General features: G+C 38.7%; 16 protein-coding genes. 6 read left to right on the top strand and 10 right to left on the bottom strand.

Annotation, left to right across the window (positions count from 1 at the left end; translation table 11 throughout):
• Nucleotides 1-56 precede the first annotated feature (56 nt).
• Complete coding sequence (locus M2135_RS04695) at nucleotides 57-551, top strand: metallophosphoesterase family protein (RefSeq protein ID WP_280747441.1); 495 nt, start codon at nucleotides 57-59, stop codon at nucleotides 549-551.
• 1 nt (nucleotide 552) lies between these two features.
• On the opposite strand, the gene M2135_RS04690 is transcribed toward M2135_RS04695, so the two are convergent.
• The 3 genes from M2135_RS04690 to M2135_RS04680 all read right to left on the bottom strand — a co-directional run bounded on the left by M2135_RS04690 (nucleotide 553) and on the right by M2135_RS04680 (nucleotide 4,793).
• Complete coding sequence (locus M2135_RS04690; RefSeq protein WP_280747440.1) at nucleotides 553-1,710, bottom strand: hypothetical protein; 1,158 nt, start codon at nucleotides 1,708-1,710, stop codon at nucleotides 553-555.
• Nucleotides 1,711-1,773: 63 nt separating this feature from the next.
• On the bottom strand, nucleotides 1,774-2,619 hold the full coding sequence (gene lipA, locus M2135_RS04685; RefSeq protein WP_280747439.1) for a lipoyl synthase: 846 nt from the start codon (nucleotides 2,617-2,619) through the stop codon (nucleotides 1,774-1,776).
• The gene (locus M2135_RS04680; protein ID WP_280747438.1) at nucleotides 2,619-4,793 is read right to left on the bottom strand and encodes a S9 family peptidase; all 2,175 of its coding nucleotides are present in this window, start codon (nucleotides 4,791-4,793) and stop codon (nucleotides 2,619-2,621) included. Before M2135_RS04680 ends, lipA begins: the two co-directional genes overlap by 1 nt.
• 66 nt (nucleotides 4,794-4,859) lie before the next feature.
• On the opposite strand from M2135_RS04680, the gene M2135_RS04675 reads away from it, so the two are divergent.
• Both M2135_RS04675 and M2135_RS04670 read left to right on the top strand, forming a co-directional pair.
• Nucleotides 4,860-5,789 (top strand): TIGR01212 family radical SAM protein, encoded by a 930-nt coding sequence (locus tag M2135_RS04675; RefSeq protein ID WP_280747437.1) that lies wholly within the window; start codon nucleotides 4,860-4,862, stop codon nucleotides 5,787-5,789.
• A 426-nt stretch (nucleotides 5,790-6,215) separates the two neighbouring features.
• A complete protein-coding gene (locus tag M2135_RS04670) occupies nucleotides 6,216-8,066 on the top strand; it encodes an endonuclease/exonuclease/phosphatase family protein (RefSeq protein ID WP_280747436.1) in 1,851 nt (616 codons plus the stop codon).
• On the opposite strand, the gene M2135_RS04665 is transcribed toward M2135_RS04670, so the two are convergent.
• The 4 genes from M2135_RS04665 to M2135_RS04650 form a co-directional block, all read right to left on the bottom strand.
• Nucleotides 8,063-8,218 carry a hypothetical protein gene (locus M2135_RS04665; protein WP_280747435.1) on the bottom strand — a complete coding sequence of 52 codons (156 nt, stop codon included), beginning with the start codon at nucleotides 8,216-8,218 and terminating at the stop codon, nucleotides 8,063-8,065. The genes M2135_RS04670 and M2135_RS04665 overlap by 4 nt on opposite strands.
• A gap of 104 nt (nucleotides 8,219-8,322) precedes the next feature.
• A complete protein-coding gene (gene gltA / locus M2135_RS04660) occupies nucleotides 8,323-9,801 on the bottom strand; it encodes an NADPH-dependent glutamate synthase (protein ID WP_280747434.1) in 1,479 nt (492 codons plus the stop codon).
• A 15-nt stretch (nucleotides 9,802-9,816) separates the two neighbouring features.
• Nucleotides 9,817-10,608, bottom strand: a complete 792-nt coding sequence (locus M2135_RS04655) for a sulfide/dihydroorotate dehydrogenase-like FAD/NAD-binding protein (protein ID WP_280747433.1) — start codon at nucleotides 10,606-10,608, stop codon at nucleotides 9,817-9,819.
• A gap of 94 nt (nucleotides 10,609-10,702) precedes the next feature.
• Nucleotides 10,703-11,089 carry a co-chaperone GroES family protein gene (locus tag M2135_RS04650; RefSeq protein ID WP_280747432.1) on the bottom strand — a complete coding sequence of 129 codons (387 nt, stop codon included), beginning with the start codon at nucleotides 11,087-11,089 and terminating at the stop codon, nucleotides 10,703-10,705.
• A 322-nt stretch (nucleotides 11,090-11,411) separates the two neighbouring features.
• On the opposite strand from M2135_RS04650, the gene rsgA reads away from it, so the two are divergent.
• From rsgA to M2135_RS04635, 3 genes are all read left to right on the top strand, one after another.
• On the top strand, nucleotides 11,412-12,464 hold the full coding sequence (rsgA, locus tag M2135_RS04645) for a ribosome small subunit-dependent GTPase A (protein WP_280747431.1): 1,053 nt from the start codon (nucleotides 11,412-11,414) through the stop codon (nucleotides 12,462-12,464).
• 341 nt (nucleotides 12,465-12,805) lie between these two features.
• The gene (locus M2135_RS04640) at nucleotides 12,806-13,573 is read left to right on the top strand and encodes a hypothetical protein (RefSeq protein WP_280747430.1); all 768 of its coding nucleotides are present in this window, start codon (nucleotides 12,806-12,808) and stop codon (nucleotides 13,571-13,573) included.
• Complete coding sequence (locus M2135_RS04635) at nucleotides 13,566-14,519, top strand: nucleotidyl transferase AbiEii/AbiGii toxin family protein (protein ID WP_280747429.1); 954 nt, start codon at nucleotides 13,566-13,568, stop codon at nucleotides 14,517-14,519. The genes M2135_RS04640 and M2135_RS04635 overlap by 8 nt, the downstream gene beginning before the upstream one ends.
• A 282-nt stretch (nucleotides 14,520-14,801) precedes the next feature.
• Here M2135_RS04635 and M2135_RS04630 read toward each other — a convergent pair whose 3' ends face one another.
• The 3 genes from M2135_RS04630 to M2135_RS04620 are packed head-to-tail and all read right to left on the bottom strand — an operon-like array spanning nucleotide 14,802 to nucleotide 19,637.
• Complete coding sequence (locus tag M2135_RS04630; protein WP_280747428.1) at nucleotides 14,802-16,124, bottom strand: hypothetical protein; 1,323 nt, start codon at nucleotides 16,122-16,124, stop codon at nucleotides 14,802-14,804.
• On the bottom strand, nucleotides 16,121-18,370 hold the full coding sequence (locus tag M2135_RS04625; protein WP_280747427.1) for an ATP-binding protein: 2,250 nt from the start codon (nucleotides 18,368-18,370) through the stop codon (nucleotides 16,121-16,123). Before M2135_RS04625 ends, M2135_RS04630 begins: the two co-directional genes overlap by 4 nt.
• Nucleotides 18,363-19,637: a DNA methyltransferase gene (locus M2135_RS04620; protein ID WP_280747426.1), complete on the bottom strand. Its 1,275-nt coding sequence runs from the start codon at nucleotides 19,635-19,637 to the stop codon at nucleotides 18,363-18,365. Before M2135_RS04620 ends, M2135_RS04625 begins: the two co-directional genes overlap by 8 nt.
• Between the last annotated feature and the right edge of the window lie 218 nt (nucleotides 19,638-19,855).

Here is a 19,855-nt window from a genome sequence, read left to right as displayed (position 1 = left end):
GTTGTTTATTGTGGAATGATTTAATTTTATCTTTGCATCAAACGAATAAAACTGATATGCTTCGGATAGGCCTTCTTTCGGATACCCATGCCTGGTGGGATGATAAATACAAAACTTATTTTGACTCTTGTGATGAAATATGGCATGCCGGTGATATCGGTTCGGCACATCTGGCTGCACGATTGGCTGCCATTAAACCTTTACGAGCGGTTTATGGCAATATCGATGGGCAGGGAATCAGGCAGCAATATCCTAAAATTCTTCATTTTTATGCGGAAGAGGTGAAGGTGATGATGACACATATCGGTGGTTATCCGGGGCGATATAATCCGGAGATACGAAAAGATCTTTATGATACCCGTCCCAATCTGTTTATAACAGGACATTCGCATATTCTGAAAGTTATGTTCGATAAGTCGTTGAATTGTCTTTATATGAATCCCGGTGCTGTAGGAAAGAGTGGTTTTCATCAGGTTCGCACGCTCATTCGTTTTGCGATTGATGGATCACAGATCAAAGATTTGGAAGTGATCGAATTGGGAAACCGATAATTTAAATAACTGATTTTATCTCGTCTTCGTCCTTTTTATTGAGGTTGTTACAGAAATTTTCAGCGAATAATATGGTGTTTTGCAGATAGGGAAATTCTGTTTCAAAGTATTTGCTGAATACTCCCGAGTTGATATTTTCTTCAATCTGTTTGGCTGTCCAAAGTTTTCCGTCTCTGAATTTAAACTCCTTTAATTGTTCTTCCGAACAGAGGCGTATCGTATACAAAGAAACCATATGTTTCACTTTCTCATCTTCATAGGTGTAACGGATAAGCATATGCGGAGCGATACGTTTGTCTTGTATCAATTCGCCGATAGTCTCTTTCATCGTCTGGTCGATACTGTGGCGGAATGTCACATATTGGTGAAAGGGGTAATCTAATGTGTCGGGAGAGATATAATCTTCTTTATTTCGTTTGGATAGGTATAGTTTTCCTTCGTAAATCACAGCGACCCGTACAATCGGATGATAATATTTTCGGGGAAGCGATCGGCTGACGGAGCGGGCTATACAACCAATCACTTTGCCTTCGTTATTTAAAACAGGCAGCCACATCTCTTTTCTCAAACTGCCCTGCATCATGGTCAACCTGATCTGTTCGTATATAATGACAACAACTCCGATGATCAGGCCGAGCTGACGGAAAAGAAAATGTTCGATATCCGGATGTTGCATCGTATCGGGGAGGATACTGTAGAATAAAATGATAAACAGATGTAATGTATATAGGTTTTGTACGATTTGAACCAGAAAATAGAATTCGTTTATCGTAGCCCGCATGAACGATTTTCTGTATTTCGGATTTGCAGAATGACGGATACGCCGGATAATGGTGCGTTTAAACGAACCGATTATAGCCAGTACAACGACTAATAAAACTTCTATGACAATGGGGGAATAGGAGAAGAGAACCAGATCAAGGCGGGATATGACAAATAAGGCATATAGGCTTAATGTGGCGGCAGCCGGCAATAACATGAACTGATAAATCTTGTCTTTCTTCAAAACAAGATAAAGCATCACTGTCAGAACAAAGAAGGCAGCAGCACCTATAGCCAATGAAAATAAATACGAAATATAATTGTCCAAAAACATGAACAATAACAATGGAACGAGTCCTATTGCCTGGTTATCTAAACGTTTGCTGACTTTATTCATCCCTTATTCTTTCTCTCCTTTCGTCTCATATGTATAACAACTGAATAGATTAAATGTTCATGCCTAAACATGCTTCTCGGCATGATAGGAGGAGCGAACCAAAGGGGCACTCTCTACCATTTTAAACCCTTTCTCCAGTGCAATAACTTTATACTTATCAAACTGTTGGGGAGTGATATATTCTTTTACGGGGATGTTTTTACGTGAAGGTTGGAGGTATTGTCCGATCGTTAAGATTGACACGCCTGATTTTAATGTATCATCCATTAAATCAAACACTTCTTCTTCACTTTCACCTAATCCGACCATTAAGCCCGTTTTTGCTGAAATAGGATGATCGGCAATATGTTTTAATACGGATAAACTGACATCGTATTTGGCAGCACTACGGATGGAAGGGCTAATACGCCGGACGGTTTCCATATTATGGGAAATGATCTCCGGTTGTACATCTATAATTAAATCAACTAAGTCTAACCGACCCTGAAAGTCGGGAATAAGAACTTCGATCGTGGTATGCGGATTAACAGTTCTGATTGCCCGTATGGTCGTTGCCCAATGGGTTGCACCCAAATCCGGCAGATCATCCCGGTCGACAGAAGTAATGACCGCATGTTTCAAATTCATCAGACGGATACTTTCGGCTATTCGTTGCGGCTCTTCCGGATCAAGGGGTAGCGGTTTCCCTGTCTGCGTATTGCAGAACCGGCAGGAACGGGTGCATATTTCACCGGCAATCATGAAGGTGGCCGTTCCTTTGCTCCAACATTCGCCCATATTGGGACATTTACCACTGGTACAGATGGTGTGCAGACAGTGTGACTCCACAATGCTTTTGGTCCGGGTGAACTGTTCGTTTCCTCCGAGCCTGATTTTTAACCATTCCGGTTTGCGCACATGTTGAGACATTACAGATTTTCAAATAAGAAATTACAGATTTTTGTATAGAGATGATAACGTGTATTGCCTCCCCGGATACCATGGTCGCGATCTTTGTAGATATGCATATCGAATTGTTTACCCGCCTGAACCAGTGCTTCCGCATAATCGAGCGACTGCATGAAATGCACATTATCATCAGCCGTTCCATGGATCAACAATAACTTACCCTGAAGATCTTTTGCTTTAGCCAAAGGAGAGGTGGCGGCATATCCTTCGAAATTTTGTTGAGGTGTACGCATAAAACGTTCGGTGTAGACCGTGTCGTAATATTTCCAATCCGTTACGGGTGCCACAGCAATACCGGCTTTAAACGTACTGTTGCCGGTAGTCATAGACATCAATGTGTTGTATCCTCCGAAACTCCAGCCATAGATCGCAAACCGTCGTTCGTCGATATAAGGTAATTGACCTAAAGCCTGTGCTGCTTCTACCTGATCGCGCGATTCCAACTCGCCCATCCGTTGATAGGTGCATTTGCGGAACGCTTCACCACGTGCTCCGGTGCCACGGCCGTCTACACAAATGACGATAATATCATTGGCAGCCAGATATTGTTCCCAGTCAAAACTGTATTGATCGAGTACCTGTTGAGAGTTTGGTCCACTGTATTGGGTCATCAGTACCGGATATTTTTTGGTCTCGCTGAAATTGGCCGGTTTGACCATCCAGCCATTCAACTCATAACCGGAAGCTGTTTCCACTTTGATGAATTCTTTTGGCTGATACGTATATTCGGATAATCTGCCGATTAATGCCGCATTGTCTTGAAGCACACGTAATGATTTATTGGATTTCGTCTCATGGACTGTGATTTTGGCTGGGGTGTTTGCATTGGAATAGTTGTTGACGAAATAAGCATAAGTCGCACTAAACACAGCACTGTTTGTCCCTTCCTGTGTAGAGAGTTTTGTTTTATTGCCCTTGGCGTCTATTTTGTAGATGGCGCGACGAAGCGGACTCTCTTCTGCTGATTGGTAATAAATGGTTTTGTTAGCCTCATCCATACCGAGGAAGCGGGTGACATCCCAGTTCCCCTGAGTTACCTGTTTTTGCATCACGCCGGTTGGGGAATACATATATATATGTGCATAACCGTCTTGCTCGCTGACATATGTAAAGCCATCGTTTGTAAACTGTATGGAAGTAAACCAGTCGGAATCAATATAGGCTTTATTCTCTTCCCGGAGGATCAATCTGAAAACTCCACTTTTCGGATTGGCATAATACATGTTGAAGATATTCTGGTTACGATTTAATGTCATTATCGCCAGTTGTTCAACGTTTTTTGTAAAGGTGATACGTGGAATATAACTGTCGGCATCAATCGGCACATTCAATTCTTTAGTATCTCTGGTTTGTATGTCATACGCATGAAGCGAGATGCGCGAGTTGCTCTCTCCTGCTTTGGGGTATTTGAAATTATAATAGCCCGGATATACCCCGTTACCATAGATCTGCATGGAATATTCGCGCACTTCAGATTCGTCAAAACGGACAAAAGCCAAATAGTCACTCTCGGGCGACCAAGCCATCAGATTGGTCACCGCAAATTCTTCTTCATACACCCAGTCGGTAACTCCGTTGATTATTTTGTTGAACTCGCCATCTTTGGTGACCTGTAACTCCGTGTCGAAGTCAAATTTACGAATCCAGATATTATTGTCGATCACATAGGCACACATACGACCGTCGGGAGAAAAGGTGGGTATCATCACTTTTTTCTGTTGGTCGGTCAATGGTTTTACAAAATTACGCCGCACATCATAATCATATACCGTTGCTTTCCATGAGCGGCGATAGATATATTCCGTCTCCCGCCAGATCATTATCCGATGACCCGTACTGCTGATTTCATATCCTTCAAAAGAGTCAAATGTACATTCCCGAGCCTTTTGGGTGTTAAACAGTGTATCTACCGGATTCCCTGTGCGATAGGAATATTTGATAATCATATTGCGTTCACGGTTCATCGCCGTGTAATGTTCACCATCCGGTAAAGAGCGCATTTCTCCGGTAGCGGTTACCTGACGGAAGTTTCCATCGATGATCTCTTTTAATTGAATACGTTTAGTTCCGTTTTGTGCGAATAAACTTCCTGTTATAGTCAGTAGTACTAACAGGGATAAGCCTACGTGTTTCATGCGTATTAGTCGTTTTTTTCAGTTTTAGGGACAAAGTTAGCATAAAAAAGTCATTATATTTGTCATATGGAGCAGAGAAAACGGTATAATGAATTTAGTGATTTTCTGAAAGGTATTTTCCCGTTTAAAGTTCAGAAAATATCGATTGACGCCGGATTTACCTGTCCGAATCGAGACGGTACAAAAGGGTCGGGCGGATGCACCTATTGCAATAATCAGACATTCAGTCCGCTTTATTGCCAGGTGAAAGAACCTGTACCGATACAGCTGACAGAAGGAATTTCGTTCTTTTCCCGGAAATATCCGGAGATGAGGTATCTGGCCTATTTTCAGGCGTATACGAATACTTATGGCGAGTTACAAGAACTGAAAAAGAAATACGAAGAAGCGCTCTCTTTTCCCGGCGTAGAAGGGATAATCATAGGCACCCGTCCCGATTGTATGCCGGATGAATTGTTGGATTATTTTGAAGCGATCTCCCGGGAGAAGTTTGTGATGATAGAATACGGTGTGGAAAGTACGTTGGATGGGACATTACAACGGATAAACCGTGGCCATTCGATGGCCGATTCGGAAGCCGCTATTTCTCGAACGGCCGATCGCGGTATTTATACCGGAGTACATATGATTCTGGGATTGCCGGGAGAGAGTAGGGAAGAGATCCTGCAGCATGCAGAAAAACTTTCTCTACTACCTATCCATACCATTAAATTACATCAATTACAGTTAATCCGGCACACGCGTATGGCCAGGGAATATGCAGATAATCCCGAACAATTCCGACTCTATTCCGTAGATGAATATGTTGATCTGGCAATCGATTTTATAGAACGGTTAAACCCCTCTATGGTGATCGAACGATTTATCTCGCAATCGCCTAAAGAACTGTTGATTGCCCCTGATTGGGGAATCAAAAACTATGAGTTTACAGCAAAAATCAAGAAACGCCTCATAGAGAGGGACACTTATCAGGGACGGCTGTTTACTGATCACTAATCCGCTTATTATACGATCTTACCCGCAACAGATCTCTTATCCGATTTCCAAAAAGTCCACCTGTTTTTTTAACCATCCTATAGGAATAAGAACATTATTCAGTCCTTTTTTTTGCGACATGTTGTCTATTTTTTTGTTACACCTACCTCTGTTTTTTGTTAGAGGTACGTCTAAATAAATTTAGAGGTAGGTGTAAATCGATTTAGAGGTACGTCTAAATCATTTTAGAGGTACCTCTAACAGAAAAGTGTTGCTGAAGTTGCAAATAAACCGATCGGACGTTTTGTTTTTTTGTGTACTTGATCTTATAAACTTAAAGCGCAACAAAGATATAAACGCATGAAAGAGATACCCAAATTGTGCTCAACTTGAGATGGTTTTTCGTTCGATTGATTACTTTTGTGATTCAACCTAAAAAGGATAATCATGAAATATTTTATTTTCTGTCTGTTTACTCTCTTGTCTGTTTTTCCGGTAAATGCCAAACAGGGATCGGGGCATGATTCAGCTACTTTGCGTATACTTAGTTATAACATCAGAAATGGACGCGGTATGGATGGAAGGGTTGATTATGACAGGGTTGCTCAAGTGATTATGCAAGCCGAACCAACTGTTGTAGCCCTTCAGGAGGTGGATAGTATGACCGCTCGTAGTGGCCAAACGGATGTTTTACGCGAATTGGCAGAGCGGGTATTGATGTATCGCACTTATGGTCCGGCCATCGATTTTGACGGAGGGAAATATGGAGTAGGGGTGTTGAGTAAAGAGAAACCGCTCAATAGTTATACGATCAAACTCCCCGGCAGGGAGGAACAGCGTGTTTTATTGATTGTTGAGTTCGAACGCTATATTCTGGGTTGTACGCATCTGTCGCTGACGGAGGAAGACCGGATGTATTCGCTTGATCTTATCCGCCGGGAAGCCATGGGAACAGCTAAACCTTTCTTTATTGCCGGAGATTTGAATGCCCGGCCCGATTCTCCTTTTATACAGCAAATGTCGGAAGATTTCGGATTATTGACTAATCCCGAACAACCGACCTTCCCTTCGCCTGATCCGCAAAACTGTATTGATTATATCGGCTTTTACAAGAAGTCGGCAACGACTCCGACATTGCTATTTAATCAGGTGGTGGATGAACCTTTGGCTTCGGATCACAGACCGATATTGGCAGAAGTTCGTTTAAAAGCTGCAAAGGACGCTATTTTTCATACGCAGCCTTATTTGCAGAATCCTGTAGGCAATGGCATCACGATCATGTGGCAGACGACGGTTCCGACATATAGCTGGGTAGAGTTTGGCACAGATACGTTGCATCTGCAGAAAGTACATACGTTGGTCGACGGACAGGTTATTTGCAACGGTTTGCACAATAAGATACGGTTGAATGATTTAGAGGCAGGAAGAACGTATTATTATAGAGTATGTTCGCGTGAAATAACCCTGTACAAGGCCTATAAAAAGGAATTCGGAGAAACAGCTGTTAGTCCGTTTTCTTCCTTTACACTTCCTTCACAAGATTCTACAGATTTTACTGCGATCATTTTTAATGATCTTCACAAACAAGAAGAGACGTTGAATGCTTTGTGCCGTCAGGTAAAGGATATCCCTTACGACTTTGTGGTTTTCAATGGTGACTGTATTGATGATCCAAAGACGGAGGAAGAGGCGCTTTTTCATCTATCGATGCAGTGCGAGGCGGTGGGAGCCAATAAAGTACCTGTTTTCTATTTGAGAGGGAACCATGAAATAAGAGACGCTTATTCGATTGGCCTTCGCAGTCTGTTTGACTATGTTGGCGATAAAACATACGGTGCGTTCAGTTGGGGCGATACCCGTTTTGTTATGCTTGACTGCGGAGAAGATAAACCGGACTCGACATGGGTCTATTATGGTCTGAATGATTTTACACAACTCAGGCAGGATCAGGTGGACTTCCTTCAGAAGGAGTTCAGCCAACCTGCATTTCAAAATGCCTCTCGGCGTGTCTTGTTGAACCATATCCCGTTGTATGGGAATGGTGATGCGTATAGACCTTGTACTGATTTATGGGGACCGTTACTCAAGGAAATACCCTTTGATGTAAATATCAGTGGGCATACCCATCGTTTTATGTATCACCCGAAAGGTTCGGAAGGGAATAACTTCCCAGTTGTAATCGGGGGGAATCAACGTCTGGAAGGTGCCACTGTTATGGTGCTTCGAAAATATGGCGATCAACTATCACTGCAAGTCCTCGATACAACTGGTCAGAAATTATTGGATCTTATCTTTTAAGCAGGAGCCAGACCGGCATTTGCCTCTTTTTGCTTTCTATATTCAGCCTGTAAGATTTCTGCGATTGATTCACAGTCTTCAATACTTTGTCCTTCTTTGGGCTGATTCCAAAACCAACGTAGCGGTTTTTGTTCGTTCTTTTTACTTCTCATATCGATATGTTTTGTTGATAATCTTGATTTTGTTTGTCTAAAGACAAAGAACGGAACAAAAACCCCTACTCGGTAAGTCTATTTTTTGACTTTTTTTGGTTTAATTATTTCTTTTGAAGTGTTTCATGCATGGAAGCGGCAGCTTTACGGCCGTCGCCCATGGCTAAAATGACTGTAGCTCCCCCGCGCACAATATCTCCTCCGGCATAGACATCCAACAGGGCAGATTGCATCGTCTCCTGGTTGACGATAATAGTGCCCCATTTGCTGACTTCCAGTCCTTGAAATGCACTTGGGATAAGTGGGTTCGGAGATACGCCGACGCTGACAATCACTCCGTCTACATCAATCGTCTCGATCGCACCTTCAATAGCAACAGGGCGACGGCGTCCGGAGGCATCAGGCTCTCCCAACTCCATTTTTTGAAGACGCATCTGTTTGACTCGTCCACGTTCGTCGCCAATGTATTCGATCGGATTATGTAAAGTCATAAATTCGATACCTTCTTCTTTGGCATGTTTGACCTCTTCGAGGCGTGCCGGCATCTCTTCTTCACTACGACGGTAGACGATGATCGCGCGTTCGGCTCCCAGGCGACGGGCTGTGCGAACGGAGTCCATTGCGGTATTCCCTCCACCAATAACTGCGATGTTTTTTCCTTGCCACACAGGCGTGTCACTTTCCGGATTTGCAGCATCCATCAGATTCACGCGAGTCAGGTATTCATTAGATGACATTACGCCGACCAGATTTTCACCCGGGATGTTCATGAAATTCGGAAGCCCGGCTCCACTTGCAACGAAAATCCCTTTAAACCCTTCTTCATGCAGGTCTTCGTAGCTGATTGTTTTCCCAACAATACAATTGGAGATAAACTGAACACCCATTTTGCGTAATCCGTCAATTTCGACATCTACGATTTCATTGGGTAGACGAAATTCGGGGATACCGTATTTTAATACCCCACCTATTTCATGCAAGGCCTCGAATACGGTGACGTCATATCCTTTCTTGATCATATCACCGGCAAAAGAGAGTCCGGCTGGCCCTGATCCGACAACGGCAATTTTTATTCCGTTCGGTTTTCCAATCTCCGGAACGGATATGTTTCCGCTTTCACGCTCATAGTCGGCCGCAAAACGTTCAAGATATCCGATGGCAACAGGCTCTTTTTTCATTTTAAGATGGATGCACTCTCGTTCACACTGTTTCTCCTGTGGGCATACACGTCCACATACAGCCGGAAGCGCACTGGTCTCTTTCAATACTTTGGCCGCTTCAAGGAATTCGCCTTTTTCGATGTATTTAATAAATGTAGGGATATTTATATTGACCGGACACCCATTCATACAGGTTGGATTCGGACAGTCGAGACAACGTTGCGCTTCCTGCATCGCCTGTTCGGCAGTTAATCCCAGATTGACCTCTTCATTGCGAACGCGACTACGGTATTCCGCATCCAGTTCGTTCATTTTTACACGAGGGATATCCGTGCGTTCTTTATTTTTTTTGCTTTTCCGAAGTTCTTCTCTCCAAGGCTCTGCCCTTCGGGCGGAAGTTGAAAGTTCTTTATCTTGATTCATCGTTATAAGTTATTTTTACTCCATTTCTTTATAGGCTCCCAAGCGCATAATCATTTCGTCAAAATCGACTTGATGCGCATTGAATTCCGGTCCGTCCACACAAACGAATCTGGTTTTTCCGTCCACGGTAATACGACATGCACCACACATGCCGGTTCCGTCAACCATGATGGTGTTGAGTGAAGCGACAGTCGGGATGTTATGTTTCTTTGTTAAAGCAGAAACGAATTTCATCATAATAGCCGGACCGATCGTTACACATAAGTCGACTTGCTCTCGGTTAATCACGCTCTCTATGCCATCGGTCACTAATCCTTTAGTGCCGTAAGAACCATCGTCTGTCATGACAATAACTTCATCCGAGTTGGCACGCATCTGTTCCTCCAGGATAACGAGTTCTTTGGTACGTGCGGCTAATACGACAATAACTCTATTGCCCGCTTTATGGAATGCTTCTACAATCGGCATAAGTGGAGCCACACCAACACCTCCTCCGGCACATACCACTGTTCCGACTTTTTCTATGTGTGTCGCTTGACCTAACGGCCCCACTAAATCAGTGATATAGTCACCGACTTCCAATTCACATATTTTTTTTGAAGAATTGCCAACGGCCTGAATCACTAAAGTGATAGTGCCTTTTTCAATATCTGCCCCGGCAATAGTTAAAGGAATACGTTCTCCCTTATCGCCTACTTTTACAATGACAAAATGCCCGGCTTTACGCGAACGGGCAATCAAAGGCGCCTCCACTTCCAACTGAAACACATTGGTGGAGAATTGTTCTTTACTTACAATTTTATTCATTATAATCGCTGCTGTTGATAGTTTGTGCTGCTTTTAGGTTGCAAAAGTATATCAAAAAAGTGGATTTGTAAATAATTTGACAAATAAAATGGCGTTATTCAAACAATCCTTCATCCCGGACAAGCATGAGGATCGCTGAATGGGGTACAATCAGAAACTTCTCGTCATTGAAGTTTATTTCATACGCTGCATTTTGCAAATAAACAGCCAGATCTCCTTCATGCGCCTGTAAGGGGAGATAGTGTACCTCTTCATCTTTTTTCTTTTCCCAGACCTCGTGCTCTTCAGCTTGTGAAGGAAGTGGATACCCCGGACCGGCTTTTATGATATATCCGGATTGAATCTTTTCTCCTTCTTGGACAGAAGGAGGGAGATAGAGGCCTGATTTGGTTCGACTTTGTGGATTGGAGGGTTTGATCAATACCTTATCGCCAATCATCAAAAATTTGTCAATGTCTTTGCGGTTTATTGATAGTTGCATATGTTCTATAGATTTAACTCTCTGCACGCAAAGATAGAAAAAATAAAAGAGCATCTCCTTTATACATAGGGATTCTTCCTATAAGTAGTGCATTTGAGGCAGATACAGAAAAATATCGTATCTTTGCCTTCCTATGACAATTACAAAGAAGGATTTGGTTTAGTAAACAATCTGTGCGGTTCTGTACAGATTGTCCATTCGTTTGCTCTCGAATAGTTCTTTTCGGGAGTGGTTTTCCATTATTATAATTTCAGTTTTTAATTTGCGTACAACATGAAAGCATTATTATGTCTTCTGTGTATATTATCATACATTAAATACAATGAATAACTTACAACTATACGGTTGGAACGAAGGACTATTCCAACAAAAACAACATTCTAATTTCAAAGACTTTCTGCACGGACGGGTAACAGTTACGCATAAAACCTGTTACGAAGTAGTTGCCGAAGATGGCTTTTACACCTGTGAACTTGCCGGGAATATGCTCTATGGCAAGAGTTCATCCGAATATCCATGCACAGGTGACTGGATTATTTTTCAGCCTATCGATACAGGCAAAGGTATTGTCCTTGATTTATTGCCCCGCCAAAAAACACTTTATCGGCTGAAAAGCGGAACTGTTTCAGAAAGGCAGGCTATTGCTTCGTTTATCGACAAGGCCTTCATTGTGCAAAGTCTGGATGAGAACTTTAATGTCCGCCGCATCGAGCGTTTCATGTTGCAAACCGCAGACGAAGGTATTCAACCCGTATTGGTATTAACTAAAACGGATTTGGGTTTCAATCGAGAAGAAACAGAAAAGGTCTTGAAACATATTTCCGGTAAGATACCTGTTTTTTATGCCAGTATGGAATCGGAGGAAAGTATCGCTCTACTTCGAACATTTATTTCTCAGGGAGAAACCATTGTTTTTACAGGCATGTCGGGTGTTGGGAAAAGTACCTTAATCAATGCTCTTTGCGGACAAGAAGTGTTGCAGACAGGTATAATTAGTGATTCAACCGGAAAAGGTCGGCATACCTCCACCCGCCGGGAGATGGTCTTAATGGCGAATTCAGGTGTACTGATTGATACTCCGGACGTAAAGCTTTTCGGTGTTACAAATGATAATGTCGATAACCTGTCAGAAATCTTGGATATATCAGATTATGAAGGTAAATGTCGGTTCAATGACTGCCAGCACGTCAACGAGAAAGGATGTGTCGTAATCGAAGCGGTAGAGAATGGTGAGATAGAGCGTGGTGTATATGAGAACTACCTCAAACTTCGCAGGGAAGCGTGGCATTATACAGCTTCTGTATATGAGAAACGGAAGCAAGAGAGGTCATTTACCAAGATGGTAAAGAACTTTTATAAGGATAAAAGAGAATAAATGGATCTCCCTGTCTTGCATGCAAATTGCATGAGCATATAAAAGAAAAAAGACTTACGAGAAATCGTAAGTCTTTTTTCTTTAAAGTGGGCGTTGACGGATTTTGAGTGTCCTATCTAACCCGTATGCTGTTAGTCGTTTAACTATCGAAGATTGTATTCTACTCACTCGTTACTCACTCTGTTTTTAGAGTGATTTTTTAAGAGAACTTTTCCTCTTTAAGTGATAGGGCAAAGGTAGAAATAAATTTGTGAATTTCCTAATTACTATTTTGTTTTTTGCTCAATAATACATATTTTTATGTATCTTTGTGCGTAAAATAAAAAAACAAAGGTGGAGCCATGAGTAAATATATTGAAGAATTCCATAAGCTCAAAATCTTCCATAAAAAAGATATTGTTGCATTGACCAGTGACGAAAATACAGCAAAAGAACTTTTACGAAGGTATAAACAGCAAGGGTTAATATCACAAGTAAGACGAGATCTCTACGTTGCAACGGATTTAGCTACAAAAACCAGTTCTGCTTCAAAGTATGAAATAGCCAGTCAAATAAACTCTTCTTCTTATCTATCCTATCATGCTGCACTGGAATATCATGGTCTGGCTCATCAGGTATTTTATGAAATGCAGGTTTCATCCAAAGAGAGGTTTAACAACTTTGAGTACGATGGGATTAGTTATATTTATTCGGAATCGAAATCAGATGCCGGAGTTATTATTCCTCCTGCTGATACACTAATCAGAGTAACTGATTTGGAACGTACTGTTTTAGACTGTATTAATCAAATAGACCGAAGTGGAGGACTGGAAGAAATGATAGAATGTTTTGCCCTTATCACTTATATTAATGAGAATAAACTACAAGACTATTTGAAGCAATTCGGCAAACAGATTCTTTATCAAAAGACAGGATTTGTTCTTGGCTACTTTCAAAAGGAAATGAAATTAAGTGATGCTTTCTTTGATTTTTGTAAATCCAAGATTGGGAAAAGTATCCGTTATCTGACAGATCAACAGGAATCCAATGTATATTTTAATGAATGGAAGCTTTACGCTCCTAAAAACATTCTTTCATTTTTAGAACAAGGAGGAAACGTCAATGTATAATTATAGCAAAACTGATTTGGAGAGAATCGCTTCCGGTACAGATTTTATCCGGGATAATCTGGAAAAAGTGTTCCGCCTTTGTGATATCTTGAAACACTTAAATGAAAATCCTTTATTTGCCGAACATTTAGCATTAAAAGGAGGAACTGCAATTAACCTGACAGTTTTTAATTTTCCACGCTTATCGGTTGATATTGACTTGGATTTTACCAAAGAGTGTTCACGGGATGAAATGATGACAATCCGGGAAAATATCAATCAGGATTTTCTGAACTATATGTTTACACTAGGATATGCTTTGAGTCCTAATACCAAAAGTCCGCATTCTCTTGATTCATGGGTATTTTATTTCCAGAACGCAGGAGGGAATAAAGATAACCTGAAAGTAGAAATAAACTATTCTTTGCGAAATCATATCTTGCCAATAGTTGAAAAGAAAGTGAATATAGACTTTCTACAATTTGACTCTGAAGTAAAAACGCTTTCTACCCTTGAATTATTTGGAAGTAAAATTAAAGCTCTTATTGAGCGAACGGCTCCCCGGGACTTGTATGATATTCACAACATGCTGAAATATAATATCATCCATCCTGATGACATAAACAAACTCCGCAAAATTATATTATTCTATCTTGCTGTAGGAGGAAGTGATAAACCATCAAACAGCTATAGCTTTGAAAGTATTGACAACCTGAAATTTGCACAAATCAGAAGCTCTTTACTTCCTGTCCTTAAGAAAAGCGAACGGTTTGATTTTGAATCAGCAAAAGTAGAAGTGAAAGAGTTTCTTATGAAATTGATGGTATTTACCGAAGAAGAAAAGTCGTTTATTGAAAACTTCAACAACAATTTTTATCGACCGGAATTATTGTTTGAAGATACTGAAATTGTAGAGCGAATTAAAAATCATCCGATGGCAGTTTGGAAAATGAGGAATAACAAATAAAAGGATTCATATGTCCGAATTATATGTAATTTTTCGGACAAACCACAAGAGACTTTGAACACCCTTCGTTCTAATCCGAAAATATTTACATTTTCTTGGAATGTAATCCAGATTTATTGTTAAAATTCATATTTATTTCCTTTTCGGAGCTCGTCTCCTGACTAACAGTCCAATATCTTGTAGTTTTTTTCGCAAACGAGCTCGCTTTAGGAGTTCAATTTATCAATAATAACCAAATAATCACAACGAAAATTTGCAAGCTTTACCGATGAAGGATTTTTATTAGTCCTTGTTTTTTTTTCGCAATATGCAACGACGTATAGGCTGTGGATTAAGATCAGTTTTTATCTTTGATTCTGTAGAGACGACTTCACTTGTAGCTATTGTAGAAATTATTTCCTCAGGAAGTCCAGGTATTGCTTGGCGCTGCAGATAAAAAGAATATTTTTGCTGTATCCTTGTAATATAAGGAGGTAATATTCTTCCGATTCTATTTATTTTTATATCATTCCATTTTTTAATATGAATATTTCTTAATGTGAAATCAATTATTTTTCCATCATCAACGCATGCAATATAAACGGAATTGATTTTTTCCCTGAATTCCCCATTTGCGAAAATAATACTATCAATTTCATTACTGTTTATTTTGCTTTCATCAGCAATTTTTCCTTTTAAGCAATATAGTTGAGGATTCTTATCTCGAATAATATCACAATCAGGGCGAATATTCAGAAAATAATCAAATTCAGTTTCATTTTCTTGTCGTGGTATTTTAAATAGACAACCTGTGAATGGTTTATCAGGCAGATGTTCTGTCAAGCATCTTTCCCTTTCTAAAACTCTTCGTATATCTTCTTTGCTGATCTTTCCAGAAGCTGATTCTACAATTGAACTATCGAATTCAATAGGTGTGGTTCTGGCTGAGATATTTTTAAAGATCAAAGTCCCTAGTTCATGATTAGTGTCTGCTCCATCTAATTTAAATGCTTTAATAAGAGTGGAAGGCCATTCATGATGTACATCATTAAAAGACCAAAACAAATCTCTTTTTGCAGATTTTACTGCATTTTCCCATTCCTTCAAGACATAAATTGATGGTGTTGCTTTTAACCAGTTTTCAATTTCGTCAAATAAAACATTTTTATTCTCAGCAGTATTAAGAAGCTCACTTTTGCTTTTTACAAAAATATTATTCGGCTTATCCTCATTTATAAGATTTTCTGCAGTTAAACAACTTTTAATTGTAACAACATCTTCATTACTAAAAATAAAAACAGGAATATACGCTTGTTCATTTAGCTCTTTAATAAATGCGACAATTTCATTTTTTTGAGAGATTTTTGCTGTTTCACCCAAAGATACGCCTTCGAGTTTAGTTGCTTCTTCAATAGGGTTAATGTCCCAATCTAACACAACAAAACTAAGATTCTTAAAATGCTTTATTTGATCTATGATCGGCAATTCGGAATATACAAGTATAGGGATATTCTTCTCTTCGATAGATTGTTTTATTTCTTTAATACTATCTGTACTCCCTTCTTTCCCAAAAGCATCATCTACAATGACACAAACCCCAGAAAACAGTTCGTCTATATTTGTCATATTTCGTCCGATTTTATAAAGTTTACAACAAAGTTTGCCCCTTCTAAGATATTTTCTGCAGGAATATCTGCCAAATCAATAGAATATCCAAGTCTAGTAAGTAATTGTTTCGCAATATATAAACCTAACCCTCGTCCCTCTTCTTTGCCTGAATAAAAGGCTTCAAAAATGTATGGTTTATCATCTTCTCGAATACCTGGTCCATTATCAGAAAATATAAGTTGCTGATTCTCTCCATCCAATGTAACACATATTTTCTTAATAGGAATATTCACAACAGACAGCCAATAAACTGCATTATCGAAAAGGTTTATAAGTAGTTGTAAAAGAATTGCGTCTGTACATTTTGCATTTACAGGACTCCCTTTTTTATCAACACTTAATTCAATATGCTCTCGTTGCAAAGTTCGTTTGTAAATAGTTATAACTTTGTCTAAGATATCACTTACTCGAATAGATCTTCGTCTTTGTTTTGAAGATTTAAACAACAATTGTATATCTTTCATCTGGGTGTCAACAAAAGAGAATATACCTCTTATTTTTAAAAGTTCTTCTGATATTTCTTTTTCTGTAAGTATGTCTCCATCAATATCTTTGATTAAATTATCAATGGCCTCCATACCTTTTTCTAGCATCATCATAATATCATGAGAAGCAGTTTCTACAGAGAGCCCGACACCAGCTAAATCAGTAGTTGTATCAAGTTGTTTTTTATAGAAATCTTGTTCTATTTTGTACGATTTTACGACATCATTATATGCTTGTAATGCCATTGTATTGTTTCCAATACTATTTCGGAGTACTTCAAATTTAGAATCAACCACACGTAATTTATTCATTTTTTGTTGTTCTACTTGCTCCAACTGATTCTTATATTGAGCATAAGGATGTAGTCGGGTATAACGCAAAAACGTTTGCAAAAGAACAATAAAATCTTTTGTAGCACTACCATCCTCAATTAATCCTTCACGATTAGTTTTGTCTTTTAGTCTTGGATTATCTTTTTTTGTTATATCTACAAATCCAACTACTTGGTCGTTGCTTAAGTAATCCCCAGAACGAGCAAGAGCTCTTTTTTTATCCGTGCCAACCCAATCATCATCGGGGTCTCCATAGGGAGCAACACGAATCTTATCTCTATATAAGTAGATTCGATGTTCTTTAACCAACTCTTTTTCTTTACTGTCTAAATAGTATATAGAATCCTTATTTGCCTGAAAATCGAAAATAAAAAAATTGAAACTAAAATTTCCACAAGAACTATTTTTAATTATTGGATTATTAAATAAATCATTACTTACAAAATGCTCTTTAAAAATAGACAATCCAGCTATAGCAGCGTCCTCCAATATTAGTTTGAAAGGATTATTATTAATATAAAATTCAAAGCATCTTTCCTTTTCCTTATATTTCCCCTCTGTGATTTTTAGAACTGAGTTGTGTTGTAGTAGATTAGATAATTCTTCAATGGTTCTATCCGAAGCTGACACACGTTCATTATTTATTTCAAACCCAATTTCAAACTTGTCTACAGATTGTTTTCCAAAAATTTTATCAAAAATAGATTGTAGTTTTTGAGATTCTTTACTGACTTCTTCTATTTTTTTTCTATCCCATTCTCCTTTTAAATTGGAAATCTCAATTCTAGTACCTTTAGCGTTTTCGGTAAATTTTTGGTTATTAAGAGTTACAACTCTATCTACAATTTGTGTCGCAGGTTCAGAATATACATTTATAGAGATATCATCAATATAAAGTTCTTTTTCCTTTCCATCAATCGTCAAAAAGTCATCATCGTAAACAGATAAATCATAATCAATTATATATTCATCTTTACCATCTTCTATTCGAGTTGTTATAGCAATTTTACGTCCTAACTTTAGGATAGCAAAGCGCCCTATTCCTTTTTCTCCTTGTATAACTCTATTCTTTAAAGGGGTTCTCTTCTCTTTGCCTGTTGCTGCCTTTTTATTCGGAGTTGCAGGATTCATCCAACTTTTTTCAATTGTATCCAAAGTCATTCCACTACCATTATCCTCTATAATGATTTTTGAATTATCAGATACCACTAATTTGTTATTTTTTTCTAAAAAATCAACAAAGCTAACTTTTACCCAATCAGCATCAGCATCATAAGCATTTTTAATTAATTCAGCCAAAGCAATCTGTTCATTTTTTATCAATTGCTCTCCCAGCATTGTAAGCAAACGAGCATAAGGTCTTATTTTTAAAGTTTTCTTAGGCATAACTATTCCCCTTTTTTCCTATTACAATAAACTCTTCGGCATATACTTTTCTACTATTTGAATTTGAAGTAAATTTTCCATTCTCATCTCTATATGGAGATAATATTTTGTTTGATATTTTCCTCCTTGTTACTTCAATTTCTGTATATCCGTAATTTATCATACTTTCAACAAGGTGTTTTGCATTATCTATACGAACAGATTTATATTCCGTATCACCTATGACAAAAAGCGCATATCCATTCATATTTAACAAATCAAACGTCTTTTGTATACATTTTTGCATGTCTACATAGTATTTTGCAGCAGACTTGGCTTTTCCTTTATCCACTTTGTATAGTTGAGAAACAACTTTTGTCGCAGTTGTATTTAATAATTTACTATCTTCTTCAAAATTTGAATTATGATAAAGACTACCTATCGTTCCATCCCTAAATGATCGAAAATCATCAGTATACCCTAACCAAAGAGTTGACAACTGATGCAAATCTGCATATTCATATGATGTAACATACGGGGGGCTAGTAACAATCAAGTCTGCAAAAGGATGATGAATCTCTTTCTCTAAAAAATTAATGTTTTCAATATTTATATTTAATGATTTATCTACTAAATTTTCCATATTAGCTTTTCTCATTAAAGAATATTGCGAGGAAAATGATGTCAAAACATTCGCAGGGTTTTTAGCTTTATCAATGGTCGGTTTAATTGATTTCGTTAACCATATAGATGTTGGTTTAAGAATGTTTGAAAAAGCACATAGGAAAAAATCTCTATATTCTATTCGTCTAACGCTATAATAAATTGCAGATTTCAATTTTAATAAATCTGAAATTTGCTCGTCTTTAAACCAATACTTAATCCGGTCATTAACAGCCCCTATGTTGGTAACATTTAATTTACTGAATCTATCTAGTATTTTTTGATAATAAATATCTAAAATTCGTTGGTCGTAATTTCGACTTTTTGTTCTGGCGATTAGCGTTGCTACAGGATTAATATCACAGCCCCAGAAGTTTTTTTGATTACGAGTAGCCTCGTAAGCCGTTGTTCCACAGCCGCAAAAGACATCTGCAATTACCTCTATACTCCCTCCTCGTTCGTTTACATATTGAAGTGCTTTAGTTGTTATGAAAGCAGGAAATTTTGCAGGGTAAGCATGTATCCGATGCATTTTATTTTCTTTTTCTTCTCCTATATTCCAAAAATTATCAATCGGAATAGCGTTGAAGTCTATAAGATGTATATCATTCATCGTTACTATCATACTCTTCTATATTTAAATGCAAATATAATTATATAAATTGATTTGAGCACATGAAATTCTGGTAAGTCATTCCTACTTACCAGAATAAATCGAGCTTTATAACCATTTTTAAAGCTCCGACTCTTCATACAGGATCTTCTCTTTAATCTGAATAAACGGTATTTGCTTGTATCCCACCCGCCCTGTAAGGTTCGAGATGAGATATGGATATTCCACAA

The organism is Parabacteroides sp. PF5-9 (genome assembly GCF_029893105.1).
In the GTDB taxonomy this organism is placed as follows: domain Bacteria; phylum Bacteroidota; class Bacteroidia; order Bacteroidales; family Tannerellaceae; genus JARXWG01.
This window is presented reverse-complemented; position numbering and strand designations above follow the sequence as displayed.

Bases quoted from the DNA above. Each gene is read 5' to 3' on its own strand.
- M2135_RS04695 (WP_280747441.1), top strand. From the start codon at position 57: ATGCTTCGGATAGGCCTTCTTTCGGATACCCATGCCTGGTGGGATGAT.
- M2135_RS04690 (WP_280747440.1), bottom strand. From the start codon at position 1,710: ATGAATAAAGTCAGCAAACGTTTAGATAACCAGGCAATAGGACTCGTT.
- lipA (WP_280747439.1), bottom strand. From the start codon at position 2,619: ATGTCTCAACATGTGCGCAAACCGGAATGGTTAAAAATCAGGCTCGGA.
- M2135_RS04680 (WP_280747438.1), bottom strand. From the start codon at position 4,793: ATGAAACACGTAGGCTTATCCCTGTTAGTACTACTGACTATAACAGGA.
- M2135_RS04675 (WP_280747437.1), top strand. From the start codon at position 4,860: ATGGAGCAGAGAAAACGGTATAATGAATTTAGTGATTTTCTGAAAGGT.
- M2135_RS04670 (WP_280747436.1), top strand. From the start codon at position 6,216: ATGAAATATTTTATTTTCTGTCTGTTTACTCTCTTGTCTGTTTTTCCG.
- M2135_RS04665 (WP_280747435.1), bottom strand. From the start codon at position 8,218: ATGAGAAGTAAAAAGAACGAACAAAAACCGCTACGTTGGTTTTGGAAT.
- gltA (WP_280747434.1), bottom strand. From the start codon at position 9,801: ATGAATCAAGATAAAGAACTTTCAACTTCCGCCCGAAGGGCAGAGCCT.
- M2135_RS04655 (WP_280747433.1), bottom strand. From the start codon at position 10,608: ATGAATAAAATTGTAAGTAAAGAACAATTCTCCACCAATGTGTTTCAG.
- M2135_RS04650 (WP_280747432.1), bottom strand. From the start codon at position 11,089: ATGCAACTATCAATAAACCGCAAAGACATTGACAAATTTTTGATGATT.
- rsgA (WP_280747431.1), top strand. From the start codon at position 11,412: ATGAATAACTTACAACTATACGGTTGGAACGAAGGACTATTCCAACAA.
- M2135_RS04640 (WP_280747430.1), top strand. From the start codon at position 12,806: ATGAGTAAATATATTGAAGAATTCCATAAGCTCAAAATCTTCCATAAA.
- M2135_RS04635 (WP_280747429.1), top strand. From the start codon at position 13,566: ATGTATAATTATAGCAAAACTGATTTGGAGAGAATCGCTTCCGGTACA.
- M2135_RS04630 (WP_280747428.1), bottom strand. From the start codon at position 16,124: ATGACAAATATAGACGAACTGTTTTCTGGGGTTTGTGTCATTGTAGAT.
- M2135_RS04625 (WP_280747427.1), bottom strand. From the start codon at position 18,370: ATGCCTAAGAAAACTTTAAAAATAAGACCTTATGCTCGTTTGCTTACA.
- M2135_RS04620 (WP_280747426.1), bottom strand. From the start codon at position 19,637: ATGATAGTAACGATGAATGATATACATCTTATAGACTTCAACGCTATT.